The following is a 15,774-nucleotide window of genomic DNA, read 5'->3' as shown; positions in this document are numbered from 1 at the left end:
GCCGGCCGGCACCAGCCGGGCGATCGCCTCCGCCAGCGCGAGGCCGACCACGGCCCGCACGGCCGCGGCCGGCGGCGGCGCCAGCCCCTGCTCGCCGAAGGCGGCGGCCATGCAATCGGTGATGTGGTGCTGGCTGTCCACCAGCGTGCCGTCGCAATCGAACACGACGAGGCGGTTGGGTCTTCCATTGGGCATGGTGCGAACATGTCACGCGACATGGCGCGCCTGCAACGCCGCCCGCCACCGCGCGGCGACCGGCCGATCCGGCCGGGTTGCGCCCGGCCCGGCCGCCGATATATTGCGCGCCTCCCAAGCGCCGGAGGGATGGCCGAGTGGTCGAAGGCGCACGCCTGGAAAGTGTGTATACCCCTAAAGGGTATCGTGGGTTCGAATCCCACTCCCTCCGCCAGTTTACTTGGAAACAATCCGTTTTCTTCAGAAGAACAGGATAGTCGCCGGGCCGCGCCCCTTATTCGTGGTGCTGGTTGCGATCTCCTTCAGCAGCAATGGGCGGGACCGATCCGCATGCGCGGGCTCGCCCTTTACGGATCGGGGCGCCGCCCCGCACCGCCGGGTCGAGGCGACGCGGGGCGGCGGAACACGCCGTTGCCTAGGTGAACAACCGACGGGACTTCATGCTGTCCGGGCCTTCGAGCTGCGGGCTCTGCGGGAACTGATTGCTCGGTAGCAACTGCCGCAGCTGCTTGTGGAAGTTGGCATAGGTGAGGGTCGGATCCGACTTGATGATCTGGATCGCATTGGCCGTCATCGCTCCATTGAAGCGGCCGTTGAGGTGGGCGTCGTAAGAGTACTCCAGAGAGTTGCAGCCCGTGATCAGCAGCTCACTCATGCCGGTCTCCGGATAGAAGGCGCGACGGCGCACCGGCAGACCTCGGGCCCGCCGGGCCAGCATGTCGTCCGACGGTGGCATGAAGCGCGGCCTCGCCTGGCGTTGGGCCTCCATGCCGCTGCGCGCCGAGTTCGCGGCATGCCGCAGCAACGCCCGCGTCACCGAGCCGGAATGGCAGGAATCGCTGATCACCGTGAGCCGCGCGCCGGGCGTGAGCCTGCTGATGATCTCGCGGATCTGATCGTCGAGGATGATGCCGTCGTGCGCGCACAGCGCCTCGTCGCGGTTGTCCGCCTCGTCCGGGTTGTCCGGATCGTCCGGCACCCAGGTGCCGTGCCCGGAATAGGTGAAGACCAGCACGTCGTCCGGCCTCGCCTTGGTCACCAGCCGTTCCAGCGCGCCGGTCATGGCCGCCATGGTTGCCGCGCGGTCCTTGATCTGGTCGACGGCATCGAAGCTGAAGCCGTCGCGCAGCAGCGCCGCCCAATCGTCGCAATCGTTCAGGCAGCCGTTCAGGTCGTTCCCGCTGCCGGGATAGTCGTTGATGCCGACGCAAATCGCTTTCTTCGCCATCGTCATGTCTCCTTCGCAGGGTTGGTTGACAGGTACGCACTACTTCGCGTTCGACACGCCCAGCGCCGTCGCCACCGTGGCCGGCGTCGCTTGTGCGAGTTGCGTTGCCGCCGGCAGACCGGCGCCCCAGAACAGGCAATCGAGATAATCCAGGCCGACGCCGAAGCCGTTGTTGGTCCAGACCAGGACGTAGGCGCCGAGCGCGACCGTGAGCGCCGCGTAGCCGGCCCACACCGCGAGGCTCAGCCGGCGCGTCGCGACGGTGAGCTGCTCGTATCGTGTCGGCGCCGGGGCGCTCGGTGCGCGGAGGCCCTTCGCAGCGGGCTGTGCGCGGGCCATGATCGCGGCGATGGCTTGCGCCAACGCGGCCGCGTCGGTCCGGCGCGCCGATGCCAGCTCATCGATCTCGTTGATCGCCGCTTCATAACGCGGCTGATCTGGCGGCGCGGCGGCCGCCCACAGCCTGCGCAGGTCGCTCACGGCTTCGATCAACATGTCCAGGCATGCGACCTGCTGGCTCCGCGCCTGCAGGTAGTCGCGATAGGCCGTCGGGTTCGGCCCGTCGCTGCTCCAGGGCCAGGGGATGTGCGCCGGCAGGTGGCCCTCCTGCTCCAGGACGGCCTCGCTCAGCTCTGCCTCGATGCCGTTCAAGGCTTTCCGCAGCTCCGCAGTTTCGCCGGGCGAACCGTCCAGTCGCGGGCGCAAGGCTGCGAGCTTGTCGACAAGCACCGCGGCGGGACGCAGCAGCTGCAGACGTCGCATCCAGCTCCGCAGCGGCCCGGTCAGGCCCCACCCCACGGCGACGCCAAGCAAGATCACGGCGACCCCGAGCCACCGGCGCGCGCTCGTGGTCGCGAAGATCGTCGCGCTGGCGGTGCCGCCGATCGGCTTCTCGGCCGCGGTGAGGGTGATGGTGCCGCTGAACTTGCCGATCAGGGCATCGTCCCCGGTCGGCAGCAGCCAGAGCCGGTGCGACCGGTTCGGTTCGAGCGTGAGCGGAGTGCCGTCGCAGCCGCTCGGCGCGCGGCAGAGCGTGAGCCGCTCCCCGGCCAGCCGATGCTTGGTGCGCGCTTCGACCAGCGTGGTGCCCGACAGGCTGACATTCGTCGCCGGTACCGGCCCAACGGTGACACCGATCGCAATGGGTTTGCCCGCTTCCTGGCTGAACTCGGCGGGCAACGGCACGACCGTCCACTCGAATGCCGCCGTGGGCAGGTTGCTCAGGGTGTAGTCGAGAGTTCTGGTTTCGCCGGCGAGCTCGACCTGGATGTAGCGCTGCTGCGACGCGTTGAGCGGCAGCCTGGTGGCGTCGACCGTCAGAAGCCAGGTGCGGCTGGATTTGCCCCGCGGCATCTCCGCGGCTTCGAAGCCGACCTTCGTGTCGCCGTCCGGTTTGCCGAGGTCGACCGGCGTGGACAGCGGTTTGTCCATGGCCTCGGGGTTCACGTTGGTGGCATGCAGCAGCACCGTGACGCTTCCCGATCGTGCGCCCGGCTGGATGTAGATCGTCTTGGTCGACAGCGAGTAGTTGGCCACCTCGGCCCAGGCACCAGCGCTGGCAGTCAGCGCCACGGCCGGCAGGGCGAGGAAGTAGAGCGCGCGGCCGGCCCGGCGTGTCCACGAGGCCCGAATGGCGGTTTTCTCCGAGGTGCATGCGGATTGACCGATAACGGTCTTCATCATGGGTTCCCCGCGCACCGCTATTTCAAGCCGTCCAGGCAAGCGGCCGACACCCGGGTGAGCGCCAGCACCGTTTCAGCCCGGGAAAGTGTCTCGTTCGCCTCCGTCGTCACCGCCTCCACGGCCGGCTTGACGCCGGTGACGTCTTCCGCCGCCTCGGCTGCCGCTTCGTCGACGTCCTCTGCCTGCTCCAGAAGACGCTTGGACTGCTTGCGCACCTCCAGAGCGTTCTCGATGATCACCTGCTGCGTCTCCTTGATCTTGCTGAGTGCCGTTGACAGCGCGTCCTCGGGCGTGATGCGCGCGGCCACGAGCTGCGCGTTGACTGCGTTGACGATTTCGATGGTTGCCGTCACCAGCCTCGTGGCGCGGCTGTCGATCTGGGCATCGATCGTGTTTCCCAGGTCGACTGCGCTCTTGCGCAGCTCGGCGGCCCGGTCAGCGACCTTCTCGAGCCGCCGGGCCACGATGCGAGTGCCCTCCGTCGCCCTGGCCGCCGCCCTCACTTGACGCGCCCTGGCCCTGAGATCCGCCACTGGACCCGGCGCGGCGGCGACGCCGCGTGGCGTGGGGCTAGCCGCCGGTCCCGCCAGTTCGCGCGCGATCCGACCGAGCGGCCCACGTGGCTCGGAGCGGACGGCAAGTGGCCCTGGAACAGCATGTGGCCCTGGACCGGCCGCTGCGCGGGCGTTCGCCGGCGGCGCGTCATCGGGTGCAGACAGGTCGATGTTGGCGATGGCGCAGGTGATGGCGCTGACGCCGTTCTGGTAGATCTCCTTGCGCGTCTGGACGGGAAGGAAGGCGCGGCCAGCGACTGCGGTGCCCCCGACGAGGGCCGCGCCGGTGACCGCGTCGCGACCCGCCCCGAAAATGCCGAAGGCGAGGCCGGCGAGGCCCGAGCCCACCAGCAGCGTGCCGGTGGCGACATCGTAGTATTCCAGGTCCTGCAGCTTGCCCTGGAACTTATCCGACGCCTCGCGCGCGACCTTGCGGGCCTCGGCGTAGTCGGACCGGGCCCGTTCGTAATCGATCTGCGTCGCCTTCGGCCCCGGCTGGGCGATGTACGGCTCGATGATCGCATGGCCGCATCCCGAGAGCGTCAAGGCACCGATCAGCGTAGCCGCGCAGGTTCGCCGCTTCGCGGTGCCGGCGATACGTGACGGTGTCCCCAGTTCCCCTGCCTTCGAGCCGTGCATGGCCGTTTCCCTTCCTCCGGGTGCGAGAGCGGCGGACCCGCCGCGGGAGGAGACGACAGGTCCGCCGGCGCGCCTCGCGAGATCCCCTTGAACTCGTCATCGGTGCGCGCTGAATACCTGCACCATCGCCCGCGGCCGTTCGTCGGGCGTGAACCGGACGGACGCCGGGCGTTAATTCCGCGTGAAAAGCGATGTCAGAAGGTCAGGCTGGCGCCGGGCGCCGCGTCGGCGAGATAGAAGTCGTGCAGCAATGCGGCGCGACGGTGCTGCTTCAGGTAGGTCGCCGGGAAACTGCGCAGGTCGGCGACAAGGCGTTCGATGCGGGCGCGGCTGAACGTCTGCGGCGAGGCGATGGCCTCGCCGTGGGCAACGTCGACGATCATCTGGTCGAGCATGGCGCTCAGTCGGGGCGTCATGCCGAAGGCAAGCGGGTCATAGGCATAGACCGGACCGCGGAACGAGGCCGCCTCGAACGACACCATGACGTCGTCGATCACGCTCTGCGCGTAGCCCGGTTCGGCGGCCGCAATCCGGGCGCGGACCTGGTCGTGGTAGTCGTGGACTCGGAACGGGTCGGACACGACCTGCTGCTGCCCCTGTCCTGCGTCAAGCCACCGCCGCCGCGCCGCCTCCTAATCGTCGATGCGGATGCGGAAGCGCGGCGACTGTCGTGGCAGCCGCCCGCGCCCGGCACGCAGCGGGCGCGCGGCCTTGTAGCTGCCATGCGGCCCATGCGGAGCCTTCTCGAAACCCTCGACCTCGGCGATCAGCTCGGCCACGCCGTCGCCGGCGGCCAGAAGGTCGGCCAGTCGCCGCGTCACTTGCGGCGCCGCGACGCTGGTGCCGTTCAGCAGCGCCACCGAGCCGGACTGCGTGCCGGCGCCGATCAGGCCGCGGAAGGCGGCGCTCTCCTCGCTGACGGCCGCGAGGTCGGGTCCGACGCGGCCGCCATCGGTCGGCCCCGACGACGAGTAGATCGCCGGCTCGCCGTCGCTGCGCCGGTAGCCGCCGACGACGATGGTGTCGGTCCCGCCGGCATAGGCGCTGAGGGTGCGCTGCCGACGCACCGGCGAGACCTCCCGCGTCTCGTCATTGTGCGGGCGGCCGCTTACCGGATCGAACTCGACATAGTCCGGGTGCTCGAAGCGCGACTGCCGTGCCTTGCGCCGGACGAAGAGCCCGGGATCGTCGCGATGAACGCGCAGGTCGATCATTGCGTCGGCATCCAGATGCAGATTGTCGATGTGGATCATCCATGTTCCGGCCGGCACCACCGGCACCGGGTCGCCGTCATCGGCGGTGGCGCGGATCGCAATGGTGATGCACTCGCGCATCTTGTTGCCGGGCCGCCGGTGTATCTGATGGTAGATGCTGGCCAGAACTTTGCTGTCGACCTGCCACTGCACCACCTTCTCGCGTTCCGAAGGTGCCGCCGTCGCCGGTCCGCCACGCGGCGGGCACAGCCTGACCGCGACCTGCTGCGGCGCGCCGGCATCGACCAGAGGCAGCCAGATCTGCACGTAGCTCGGCGTGCGGTCGTCGGGCTGCACGCGCCACCTGATCGGGCATTTGTCGCCCGCCTTGTGGCGGGCGGCGGCCCGTGCCTGCAGGTTGTTGCCGGCCGACAGCACGACATGGGCCAGCCGATCGTCGCCAGCGCGGTAGACGCGCAGGAACTGGGTGAAGCGGCGCTCCATGTCGCTCTGGCCGTCGAGCGGTCCGGCCATGCTGCCGACGCTGCAGTTCAGCACCAGCGGGATGCGCTCGCGGCCGTATTCCCACGACAAGTCGACCGCCTTGACCAGAATCCAGTCGAGCGCGCGCTTCAGCGTTTGCGGCATCCACGCATCCGAGCGGTCTTCGGCAACCTGCGCCGGCTGCTGCACGGCAATGATCGGATAGCCGCCGGCGCCGCTCGCTTCGCCGGCGGCGGTGTCCAGCGTGTGCGTGCCGTGGCTGGTCGCGGCGCGCAACGGCTGGCGCCGCTCCTGCTTGAAGTCGATCAGACCCATGGCGCGGTAGACGTCGGTGTCTTCGACATGCGCCGCGAGCAGCTGGTTGATCTGCTCCGCCGTCCAGGACCGCGCCAGCAGCTCCTCCGTCGGCTTCGGGCCGCTGGTGTCCAGGCCGTTGGTTGTCATATCGAGGAAATGAGCGATCCGCGTGCGGTCCGGCGCCGAGCGGAAGCGCTGATGCGCCACGCCGACGCCGTCGTCGATGATCGCCACGATCGCACCCGGTGCCGCGACGGCGGCGCCGCCAGCTTTCCATTTGATCGCTGTCGCATCGTCGGTTTGCGCCTCGATCGCCAATCCGGCATCGCTGATGGCGAAGCCATCGCCGACCAAGGCCTGCAACGCGGGGAATGCCCGGTATGGCACCAGCAGCTCGGTCCCGATGGTATCGTCGATGTCGAGCTTCTCGTAGACCTCCAGCGTCAGCTGCAACGCCGCGCGGCTCGCCGGTGCCATGCGCGCCCCGTTGCGGATCAGGTCGTCGAACCGCCCCAACGCGCCAGCGAAGGCGTCGTGCAGCTCGCGCGCCTTGGGACGGCTCGCTTGCACCGAGAACCAGAGCGGTCCGAGCTTTTCGAACACCTCGCGCAGCCAGTGTGTTTCAGGGCGGACGGCGTGCGGCACGCCGGCCAGATTGAGCGCCACCCAGGTCCCAGCCATGTCGTTCTCCCCCGACGGCGCTAGCGCCATTCCTCCACTGCGCGGTCCCAGAGCCAGCGCAGCGGCGACCGGTCGGCATAGACCTTCGGCAGCTTGAACTTGTTGGCGCGGGTGCGCAGGAACGGCAGCTCCTTGCCGGTATGCAAGGCGGTCAGGATGTCGCGCCATTCGAAGTCGCGATCCTCGTAGCCGTCGCCGATGAAGCGCCACCCGGTGAACACTCTTTCGCCGCCTTGCGCCAGCATGACGAAATAGGCACCGAGCAACACGCCCATCACCATGCCGGCGGCATTGTCGACCGGAAAATGGACGCCGGCGATGACTCGGTTGACCGAGATGCGCGCCGCCAGGCGCATGAACTGCTCCCGCCAGCCGCCCCCGACATAGCACCTCGGCGGCCACGGCCACGGCAACGGCTCGCTCTGTCTTTCCAGCAGGACGGAAAGGACCGTCGCCATCATGAAGGCTTCCACCGCATGGCCGCTGGGCAGGGAGCTGTGTCCCGGCACCAGGATCACCGGCTGGATCTGCGGGCTGTACTCGGACGGCCGCGGCGCGACCAATGCGTGTTTGACCCGCATCTCCGCCGGCACCAGGGCGCGCATGAACGCGGCGAGCAGCTCGAGCGTGAACCGCGTCCGCTCGCGGTGCAGATAGGCCACCGACGCAAAGAAGGACTCGATGCCGCTGAGCTGGGACAGGATCTCGTTGGCGCGATCGCGGCGCAGGTCGGCATAGATCCGCACGTACTGAAGCTGGTACTCTAGTACCTTTTTGGGGGCCATGCGCAGCAGTTTGACGATCTGCCCGTCGCCCTGCTCCGGGTCGCTGCCCAGCGGCTTGGCGTCGCGGGCCTGGATCTTGGCGCTGCCGTCGGTACCCCAGTTGCCGAAGTATTGCAGCGATGACGTCAGCTCGAAGTCCACGACATGCGCCCGGATGCGCGGCGACCAGCGCTGCATTGCGCTGTTCAGGTCGGGCTCGGCGATGGCCGGCGCCTTGAGCGGCTGGATCCACGGTCCGACAATGCCGTCGCGGGTGCCGATCAGCGCGCCGGATGTATAGGGCGAAGCCAGCCGGCCGACGAAACCGCTGCCCGGCATCAGTCCGGCATTGTCCGCATTATCGGCGTTGTCGGCGTTGTCGGCGTTGTCCGCGTTGTCCGCGTTGTCCGCGTTGAAGAAGCTCTGCGCCATCGGTCCCCCCTTGCCTCGTCGCGGCAACGCCGTCGCCGCGTCGGCGAAACGTGCATGCCGGTGTGGTCGGAGGATGCGGGCTGCCCATACGTGTCGCAATAGTAGGCGGTGTCGAATTCACGGCGCTTTCACGGCAATTGCCCCAGGCGCCGGGAGCCTTTGGGTTGTGTGTTAGAAATGTCATCATTAGTATACTGCGTTGCATCCGGGGGGATGCTCGGCCATGTCCAAATCCAATACGGAGGCGGGCCTCCGTATCTCAGTGATTGGCGCGTTCCGGGTTCGATGCAGCGGCGGCATCGATCTGGCGCCGCGCGGCAGCAAGGCGCGCGCGCTGCTCGCATTGTTGGCGCTGGCGCCGGCCTGTCGCCGCTCGCGTGCGGCCCTGCAGGACAAGTTGTGGAGCACCCGTGCACCCGAGCAAGGCGCCGGCAGCCTGCGGCAGGCGCTGTCGGAGATCCGCCGCGCCTTCGGACCGAAATTCCGGGATTGTCTGGTCACCGACCTGCGGAGCGTCGCGCTGAATACGTCGCGCGTGACCGTCGACGTCGAGGTCGCCGATCTGGCTCACCTGGCGAGCGGCACCGAGTTGCCGACACTGCTCGAAGACATCGAGATCGATGAAAGGGAGTTCGAGCACTGGGTGCGCAATCAGCGCGCGGCGTTTGAACAGCGTTTGCTCGCGATGCGCTCGGCGCCGACGCCGCAAGCGCCCGTCGTGCGGCGCGATCGCCCATCGGCCCGGTCCTGGATATGTCTGCTGCCGCCGGCTTCAGCGACCGGCGAGAGCGGCCAGTTCCTGTCGCGATTGATCGGCGGCCGTATCGGCCAGGGACTGGCCGATCAATGGGGCGTGGACATCTGCGACATGCCGAAGCAGAGCCCCGGGATGCAGTTGCGGGTGGACAGCCTGGCGCTGGCCCAAAGCGTGTCGGTCATCGTCACGCTGCTTGCCGCTGACGGAACGACGCAATTGTGGACCGCAGGAGAAACGATCCCGTTGGGTGATGGCTTTGTCGCCGATTCGCCGAGGTTGCAGACGCTTGCCAACCGTACGATCCAGGTTGCCGGCCATCAATTGCGACAGATGAACGATTCGAACGAGACCGCACAGGCGTTCACGCTCGCCTTCGACGCCGTAAAGCGGATGTATCGCGTCGACATCGAGCAGGTTGACCATGCCGACATCCTGCTGGCGCAAGCCTACGACATTGAACCCAAGGCGGTTTATCTGGCGTGGCGAGCCTATGCGCGCACCTTCTATGTCGGCGAACATGTGAGCAAGGATCGACGCGCTCGGATCGAGGAGGCGGAGGAGCTGGCGCGCCATGCTCTCGAGCTGGCGCCGCAAAACGCAACCGTTCTGGCGCTTGTTTCGTATGTCTACAGCTTCGCCTTCCGCAAGTATGCGGTCGGTCATGACCTTGCCGAGCAGAGCATCAGGTTCGAGGCCTCGCAGCCGCTTGGCCGGGCCTTCCTCGGACGCACGAAGTCCTATCTGGGTAAGCACGACGACGGCTATCTGTTGACCTGTCAGGGGCGCGAATTGTCGGCGCAGGCACCCTATCACTACAAGCTGCACTTCCTGTGCGGTGTGACGGCGATGCTTGCGGGACATCTGGAGGAAGCCGTCCGGGCGACCGAGATCGCACACGTTATGGCGCCAGCGTACCGCCCCCCGATGCGCTACCTCGTGCCGCTCTACCTGCGAAGTGGTGAGCGCGACAAGGCACGCAATGTCTACGAGCAGCTTCGCCGCCTTGAACCGTCGTTCTCGCTCGAATCATTGCGCGAGACCTCCTATCCGAGCACGGCAATCCGTGAGCTCGGCCTTCTGAGCTTCTCAGAGCGGGATCTATAGGCGCCGCTCGGCGCGGCCGGCCAGATTTCGCACCCTCCAGGTAAGGCGCGCGCCGCCCCGCTCCGCCGCTTGACAATGAACCGAGGTTCATTTCTCCTGCTGAACCTGAGTTCACTTCTTTCCCGGGATCGATCGCGGCGATGGCATACCGGCGCACCGACGAAGCGGCCCAGCGTCTCGCCGACAAGCGGGCCCGCATCCTGAAGGCGGCACGCGGCCTGGTCGCCGAGGGCGGCTGGCCGGCCGCGCAGATCGACAACGTCGCCGCCGCTTCCGGCATCGCCACCGGCACGGTCTACCGCTACTGGCCGTCCAAGGCCGCGCTCTGCGCCGAGCTCGTCGCCACGGTCTCGGCCCGCGAGGTCGGCATCGTGCGGGCGGTCGCCGACGCGGCCGGCGCGCCGCCGGAAAAGCTGTCCGCCGCCATCCGCACCTTCGCGAGCCGCGCGCTGCAGGGCCGCCGCCTCGCCTATGCCCTGATCGCCGAGCCGGTCGACCCGGAGGTCGAGACCGTCCGCCTCGACTACCGGGCCCAGCTCGCGCATTGCTTCGAGCGCATCCTGCGCGAGGGCATCATGCGCGGCGCCTTCCCCCGGCTCGATCCCGCCGTCGCCGCCGCCTGCATCGTTGGCGCCTTCATGGAGGCGCTGGTCGGGCCGCTCGCGCCGTCGCGCGGCAGCGGCGCCCGCGCCGACCGCCATCTGATCGACCAGGTCGCGCGGTTCTGCCTGCGCGCCAGTCTGAACAATTCGGAGACCGAGGCATGAGCGCCGCCAACGACGCGCCAGCGCGCCTGTTCGCCCGCCTGCCCGCCCTGCCGGCGGACGGCTATGCGACGCACGAGGTGATGAACCAGGCGAGCCCGCTCGCCGGCCACAACGCCTTCACCGGCGACCGTCTGCTGCGCGAGATCGCCGCGCGCGAGAAGATCGCCTGGGCCGAACCGCTGCTGGCCGAAGCCGGCGCCACCGTCGCCAGCGCCGAGGTGGCCGGGCTCGCCCGGGACGCCAACCGGCACATTCCGGAGCTGCGTGCGCATGACCGCTTCGGCCACCGCGTCGACGAGATCGAGTTCCATCCCGCCTGGCACGAGCTGATGTCGCTCGCCATCGGGCAGCAAACGCATGCGCTGGCCTGGACAGCGCGCGAGCCCGGCGCGCATGTCGCGCGCGCCGCGCTCTCCTATCTCTGGAACCAGGGCGAGAACGGCATCTGCTGCCCGCTCGGCATGACCTATTCGGCGATCCCGGCGCTCCGGCTGCAGCCGGATCTCGCGGCGGTGTGGGAGCCCTTCATCCTGTCCTCGCGCTACGACCCCCGACCGGCGCCGATGCAGGCCAAGACCGGCGGCACCGTCGGCATGACCCTGACCGAGAAGCAGGCCGGCTCCGATCTCCGCGCCACGCAGACCACGGCCCGCCCGGCCGGCCCGCGCCGCGGCCCCGGCGAGGCCTATCTGGTCGACGGCCACAAATGGTTCTTCTCGGTGCCGCACAGCGACGTCTTCGTCACCTTGGGCCAGACCGATCGCGGCCTCTCCTGCTTCCTGCTGCCGGGCTGGCTGCCCGACGGATCGCGCAACCGCCTGCTGATCCAGCGGCTGAAGGACAAGTGCGGCAACAAGTCGAACGCCTCGAGCGAGATCGAATATCGCGGCGCCCTCGCCTGGCTGGTCGGCGAGGAAGGCCAGGGCGTCAAGGCGGCGCTGGCGATGACGCATCTCACCCGGCTCGACTTCGCCGTCGGCTCGGCCGGGCTGATGCGCCGCGCGCTGGCGGAAGCCTTGCACCACACCGCGGAGCGCCGCGCCTTCCAGCGCGCGCTGATCGACCAGCCGCTGATGCAGAACGTGCTGGCCGACCTCGCGATCGAGGTCGAGGCCGCCACGCTGCTCGCCTTCCGCCTGGCGCGGGCGGTCGATGACGAGGAAGCCGGCGATAAGCGCGCCGCGCTGCTGGTCCGCATCGGCACCCCCGTTGCCAAGTACTGGAACTGCAAGCGCGTCGTCGGCGTGGTGCACGAGGCGCTGGAATGCCACGGCGGCAACGGCTTCATCGAGGAGGGCCCGATGGCCAGGCTCTACCGCGAGGCGCCGCTCAACGGCATCTGGGAGGGCAGCGGCAACATCATCGCGCTCGACGTGCTGCGCGCCGCCGACAGATCCCCCGAAACCGTCCCCGCCTTCCTCGACGAGATCGCGCTGGCCAAGGGCGGCGACCGCCGCCTCGACCGCGCGGTCGAGCGTCTCGCCGCCGAGCTCGCCCGGCCGGAAGAGCGCGAAGGCCGCGCCCGCCGCATCGTCGAGCGGATGGCAACCGCCCTCCAGGCCAGCCTGCTGATCCGCCATTCGCCGCCCGCGATCGCCGATGCCTTCTGCGCCACCCGGCTCGACCCGGATGGCGGCGCCTGCTTCGGCAGCCTGCCGGCCGGCATCGGCCAGCGCGCCATCGTCGAGCGCGCGCGGATCGACGGCTGAGGCGCGACGGCCATGCAGGATCCCAGGCAAGATTTCAGGCAGGATTTCAGCGGCAAGGTCGTTCTCGTCACCGGCGGCGCCACCGGCATCGGCCGTGCCGCGGCGCTCGCCTTCGGCCGGCGCGGCGCGACGGTGGTCATCGCCGGCCGGCGCCAGGCGGAGGGCGCGAAGGCGGTCGCCGACCTCGCCGCCATCGGCGCCCGCGCCGAGTTCATCTCCGCCGACCTCACCCTGCCCGCCGCCATCGACCGTCTGCACGGCACGATCGGCGACACTCATGGCCGCCTCGACATCGCCTTCAACAATGCGGGCTATCAGGAGCCGCGCGCGCCGATCGCCGAGCAGGATTCCGCGCTCTACGACCGTGTCTTCGACACCAACGTGAAGTCGGTCTACCTCTCGCTGCAGCACCAGATCCGCCTGATGGCGCGGCAGGGCAAGGGCGCCATCGTCGTCAACACGTCGGTGAGCGGCCTGCGCAATCCCAATCCCGGCCTCGCGCTCTATTCGGCGTCGAAGGCGGCGCTGATCTCGCTCACCCGCTCGGCGGCGATGGAATATGCCGAGCAGGGCATCCGCATCAACGCGGTGGCGCCGGGCCGCGTCGTCACCGACATGATGCTGGCATCGAAGATCATGGACATGAGCGCCGTCGCCGCGGGATTGCCGCTGCGCCGCATGGGCCAGCCGGAGGAAGTCGCCGAGGCGGTGGTCTGGCTCGCCTCCGACGCCGCTTCCTTCGTGGTCGGCCATGTGCTCTGCACCGATGGCGGCTTCATGGCCCTCTGACCGGCGCCAGGGGAGGAAAATCATGTCGATCTATGCCGAGCGCGCCCGCTTTGTGCCCGTCGAGCGGGGTTTCAACATCAAGCGGCCCGAGATCCGGCCGCAAGCCTTCACCGCCGAGATGCAGCTCGCCTTCGCCGAAGAGACGCCGACCGGTTTCGTGCCGCTCGACCTCTCCGGCCCGCTCGGCACACCCTATCCGGCGACCACGCCCTTCATGCTGACACGCTATGCCCGGATCCGCGCCGGCGACGAGCTCGCCTGCACGCTCGCCGCCAGCGGCGAGATCTGGGTCGTGCTGCGCGGCAGCGGTGAGCTGCGCCGCGGCGCTGACGCGATCGAATGGGCCGCAGGCGACGTCCTGGCGCTGCCCGGCGGCGTGGCCTCGACCTTCCGTGCCGCGACCGACGCCGTGCTCTGGGTGACGACGGACGAGCCGGCCCTCGCCTTCGCCGGCGTCCGCCCGGCGCCGCCCGCGCAATCGCCGATCGACATCACGCATTACCGCGCGGCGGATATCGCGCGCGAGCTGCGCCTGCTCTACGACCGCCCGATGGCGCCGGACACGCCGGGCCGCGCGCTCTTCATGGCGACCGAGCGGACCGAGACGCTCGGCACCTGCCTGCCCGCCATGACCTTGACCCTCAACGCCGTCCGGCCGGGCGAGGCACAGCGGCCGCATCGCCACAACGCCGCCGCCATCGTGCTCGCGCTGCGCGAGGCCGGCTGCGCCTCGACCATCGGCGGCCACAGCTTTGCATGGACGCCGAACGTCACCCTGCTGACGCCGGCCGGCGCCGAGCACGGCCACAGCAACGACCGGCCGGCCGCGGACGAAGTCGGCGACGAGGAAATCGCCCTGGCGCTGATCGTGCAGGACGGCGGGTTCTACTACCACGGCCGCACCATGGGCTTCGCCTTCGTCTGATTTTCGCGATCGCCTGAGGGGACACTGGCCATGCTGGGATCGGCGCAGGACGCGACGGCGCCGGCCCGGATGGCGTAGCATCGGGCGAGCGGCGTTCGATTCCTGGGCGGGCCCGGCCATCGGGCCCCGTCGGCGCCACGTCTCCCGTCGCGCACCGGCCGAAGAAGGGCCTCGCCATGCTGCCCCCTCCCCTCACCACCGCCGCCGATCGCGGCCAGGCCGGCGACCGGCTGCTGCCGGAAGCGGCGGATGTGGTGGTGATCGGCGGCGGCATCGCCGGCATCTCGACCGCCTACTACCTGGCAACGCGCGGCGTGCGCGTCGTGGTCTGCGAGAAGGGCCGCGTCGCCGGCGAGCAGTCGTCGCGCAACTGGGGCTGGATCCGCAAGCAGAACCGCGATCCGGGCGAGCTCGCGCTGATGATCGAAAGCCTGCGCCGCTGGCACGAGATCGTGCCGACCTTGGACGAGGATATCGGCTTCACGGTCGGCGGGGTCACTTCGCTCGCCGAGACCGAGGCCGAGCTCGCCGAGCGCGAGGCCTGGCTCGAACATGCCCGCGCCTACCAGCTCGACACCCGCCTGCTTGGGCCCGAAGAAGCCGCCGCCATGCTCGGCCGCTCCGACCGGCGGGTGCGCGCCGCGCTCACCACGCCGAGCGACGCCCGGGCCGAGCCCTGGAAGGCGGTACCGGCCATCGCCCGCGCGGCGCGCGCGCTCGGCGCCGAGATCCACGAGGCCACGGCGGTACGCGCGCTCGACCGTCAAGCCGGCCGCATCAGTGGCGTGGTGACCGAGCGCGGCACCATCCGCTGCGCCTCGGTGGTGCTGGCCGGCGGCGTCTGGTCGCGCGCTTTCCTGGAGAATGCCGGGCTCGCGCTGCCGCAGCTCGGCGTCAAATCCTCGGTGCTGCGCACCACGGCGGCGCCGCGCTTCTCCGAAAGCGCCTTCGGCGCCAAGGGCGCCTCGATCCGGCCACGCGCCGATGGCGGCTACACCATCGCCCGCAGCGGCGCGGCGACCTTCGACATCATCCCCGCGGCGTTCCGGCACCTCGGTGCCTTCACGCCGATCCTGCGGCGCAACTGGCGCATCATGCGCCTCCGCTTCGGCAAGCCGTTCTTCGATGCGCTGCAGAGCCGCCGCTGGCAGCCGGACCAGGCGAGCCCGTTCGAGGCGATCCGCGTACTGCATCCGGATCCCGACACGCATCTGCTGGACGACGTGCTGCGCGCGGCCCGCGACCTCTACCCCGCCCTCGCCGAGGCAAAGGCGGCGCAGCAATGGGCCGGCATCATCGACGTGACGCCGGACGAGCTGCCGGTGCTCGACGCGGTCGCCACCCTGCCCGGCCTCTTCCTCGCCACCGGCTTCTCCGGCCACGGCTTCGGCATCGGGCCCGGCGCCGGCCACGCGATGGCGGAGATCGTCACAGGGAGACGCCCTGCCATCGACCTCTCGGCCCTGCGCTACGCTCGGTTTTCCAGCCCCTGACGGGAACCATTTCCCGTCCTGCCGCGCTTACTTCTTTCTGCCCGCGGCATCGGAGGATTT

13 protein-coding genes and 1 tRNA gene are annotated in these 15,774 nt (G+C 69.4%); 7 read left to right on the top strand and 7 right to left on the bottom strand.

Features of this window, described 5'->3' with window-relative positions:
* On the bottom strand, window positions 1–195 hold a 195-nt coding region (locus DT074_RS22920; RefSeq protein ID WP_162915127.1), incomplete at its 3' end, for an HAD hydrolase-like protein.
* Between the two features lie 123 nt (window positions 196–318).
* Between DT074_RS22920 and DT074_RS22915 the strand changes: the two genes are divergently transcribed.
* A tRNA-Ser gene (locus DT074_RS22915) sits at window positions 319–409 on the top strand.
* Between the two features lie 201 nt (window positions 410–610).
* Here the strand turns inward: DT074_RS22915 and DT074_RS22910 are convergent.
* The 6 genes from DT074_RS22910 to DT074_RS22885 form a co-directional block, all read right to left on the bottom strand.
* The gene (locus DT074_RS22910; RefSeq protein ID WP_119422195.1) at window positions 611–1,423 is read right to left on the bottom strand and encodes a caspase family protein; all 813 of its coding nucleotides are present in this window, start codon (window positions 1,421–1,423) and stop codon (window positions 611–613) included.
* A 39-nt stretch (window positions 1,424–1,462) separates the two neighbouring features.
* Window positions 1,463–3,103 (bottom strand): hypothetical protein, encoded by a 1,641-nt coding sequence (locus DT074_RS22905; protein ID WP_162915126.1) that lies wholly within the window; start codon window positions 3,101–3,103, stop codon window positions 1,463–1,465.
* Between the two features lie 20 nt (window positions 3,104–3,123).
* Window positions 3,124–4,299: a hypothetical protein gene (locus DT074_RS22900; protein ID WP_162915125.1), complete on the bottom strand. Its 1,176-nt coding sequence runs from the start codon at window positions 4,297–4,299 to the stop codon at window positions 3,124–3,126.
* Between the two features lie 194 nt (window positions 4,300–4,493).
* On the bottom strand, window positions 4,494–4,880 hold the full coding sequence (locus tag DT074_RS22895; RefSeq protein ID WP_119422192.1) for a hypothetical protein: 387 nt from the start codon (window positions 4,878–4,880) through the stop codon (window positions 4,494–4,496).
* A 51-nt stretch (window positions 4,881–4,931) separates the two neighbouring features.
* Window positions 4,932–6,974 (bottom strand): S8 family serine peptidase, encoded by a 2,043-nt coding sequence (locus tag DT074_RS22890; protein WP_162915124.1) that lies wholly within the window; start codon window positions 6,972–6,974, stop codon window positions 4,932–4,934.
* A 20-nt stretch (window positions 6,975–6,994) separates the two neighbouring features.
* The gene (locus tag DT074_RS22885) at window positions 6,995–8,170 is read right to left on the bottom strand and encodes a phosphatase PAP2 family protein (protein WP_119422190.1); all 1,176 of its coding nucleotides are present in this window, start codon (window positions 8,168–8,170) and stop codon (window positions 6,995–6,997) included.
* Window positions 8,171–8,393: 223 nt separating this feature from the next.
* On the opposite strand from DT074_RS22885, the gene DT074_RS22880 reads away from it, so the two are divergent.
* The 6 genes from DT074_RS22880 (at window position 8,394) to DT074_RS22855 (ending at window position 15,714) form a co-directional block, all read left to right on the top strand.
* Complete coding sequence (locus DT074_RS22880) at window positions 8,394–10,031, top strand: AfsR/SARP family transcriptional regulator (RefSeq protein WP_119422189.1); 1,638 nt, start codon at window positions 8,394–8,396, stop codon at window positions 10,029–10,031.
* Between the two features lie 140 nt (window positions 10,032–10,171).
* The gene (locus DT074_RS22875; RefSeq protein ID WP_119422188.1) at window positions 10,172–10,798 is read left to right on the top strand and encodes a TetR/AcrR family transcriptional regulator; all 627 of its coding nucleotides are present in this window, start codon (window positions 10,172–10,174) and stop codon (window positions 10,796–10,798) included.
* 80 nt (window positions 10,799–10,878) lie between these two features.
* Entirely contained in the window at window positions 10,879–12,507 is a 1,629-nt protein-coding gene (locus DT074_RS22870; RefSeq protein ID WP_438503706.1) for an acyl-CoA dehydrogenase family protein, read from the top strand.
* A 12-nt stretch (window positions 12,508–12,519) separates the two neighbouring features.
* Complete coding sequence (locus DT074_RS22865) at window positions 12,520–13,296, top strand: SDR family NAD(P)-dependent oxidoreductase (protein WP_119422186.1); 777 nt, start codon at window positions 12,520–12,522, stop codon at window positions 13,294–13,296.
* A gap of 22 nt (window positions 13,297–13,318) precedes the next feature.
* Window positions 13,319–14,221: a hypothetical protein gene (locus DT074_RS22860; RefSeq protein WP_119422185.1), complete on the top strand. Its 903-nt coding sequence runs from the start codon at window positions 13,319–13,321 to the stop codon at window positions 14,219–14,221.
* A 176-nt stretch (window positions 14,222–14,397) separates the two neighbouring features.
* On the top strand, window positions 14,398–15,714 hold the full coding sequence (locus tag DT074_RS22855) for an NAD(P)/FAD-dependent oxidoreductase (RefSeq protein WP_119422184.1): 1,317 nt from the start codon (window positions 14,398–14,400) through the stop codon (window positions 15,712–15,714).
* The last annotated feature ends 60 nt before the right edge of the window (window positions 15,715–15,774 follow it).

The organism is Desertibaculum subflavum, assembly GCA_003576705.1.
Taxonomy (GTDB): domain Bacteria; phylum Pseudomonadota; class Alphaproteobacteria; order Ferrovibrionales; family Ferrovibrionaceae; genus Desertibaculum; species Desertibaculum subflavum.
This window is presented reverse-complemented; position numbering and strand designations above follow the sequence as displayed.

Bases quoted from the DNA above. Each gene is read 5' to 3' on its own strand.
- DT074_RS22910 (WP_119422195.1), bottom strand. From the start codon at position 1,423: ATGGCGAAGAAAGCGATTTGCGTCGGCATCAACGACTATCCCGGCAGC.
- DT074_RS22905 (WP_162915126.1), bottom strand. From the start codon at position 3,103: ATGAAGACCGTTATCGGTCAATCCGCATGCACCTCGGAGAAAACCGCC.
- DT074_RS22900 (WP_162915125.1), bottom strand. From the start codon at position 4,299: ATGCACGGCTCGAAGGCAGGGGAACTGGGGACACCGTCACGTATCGCC.
- DT074_RS22890 (WP_162915124.1), bottom strand. From the start codon at position 6,974: ATGGCTGGGACCTGGGTGGCGCTCAATCTGGCCGGCGTGCCGCACGCC.
- DT074_RS22885 (WP_119422190.1), bottom strand. From the start codon at position 8,170: ATGGCGCAGAGCTTCTTCAACGCGGACAACGCGGACAACGCGGACAAC.
- DT074_RS22880 (WP_119422189.1), top strand. From the start codon at position 8,394: ATGTCCAAATCCAATACGGAGGCGGGCCTCCGTATCTCAGTGATTGGC.
- DT074_RS22875 (WP_119422188.1), top strand. From the start codon at position 10,172: ATGGCATACCGGCGCACCGACGAAGCGGCCCAGCGTCTCGCCGACAAG.
- DT074_RS22870 (WP_438503706.1), top strand. From the start codon at position 10,879: ATGAACCAGGCGAGCCCGCTCGCCGGCCACAACGCCTTCACCGGCGAC.
- DT074_RS22865 (WP_119422186.1), top strand. From the start codon at position 12,520: ATGCAGGATCCCAGGCAAGATTTCAGGCAGGATTTCAGCGGCAAGGTC.
- DT074_RS22860 (WP_119422185.1), top strand. From the start codon at position 13,319: ATGTCGATCTATGCCGAGCGCGCCCGCTTTGTGCCCGTCGAGCGGGGT.
- DT074_RS22855 (WP_119422184.1), top strand. From the start codon at position 14,398: ATGCTGCCCCCTCCCCTCACCACCGCCGCCGATCGCGGCCAGGCCGGC.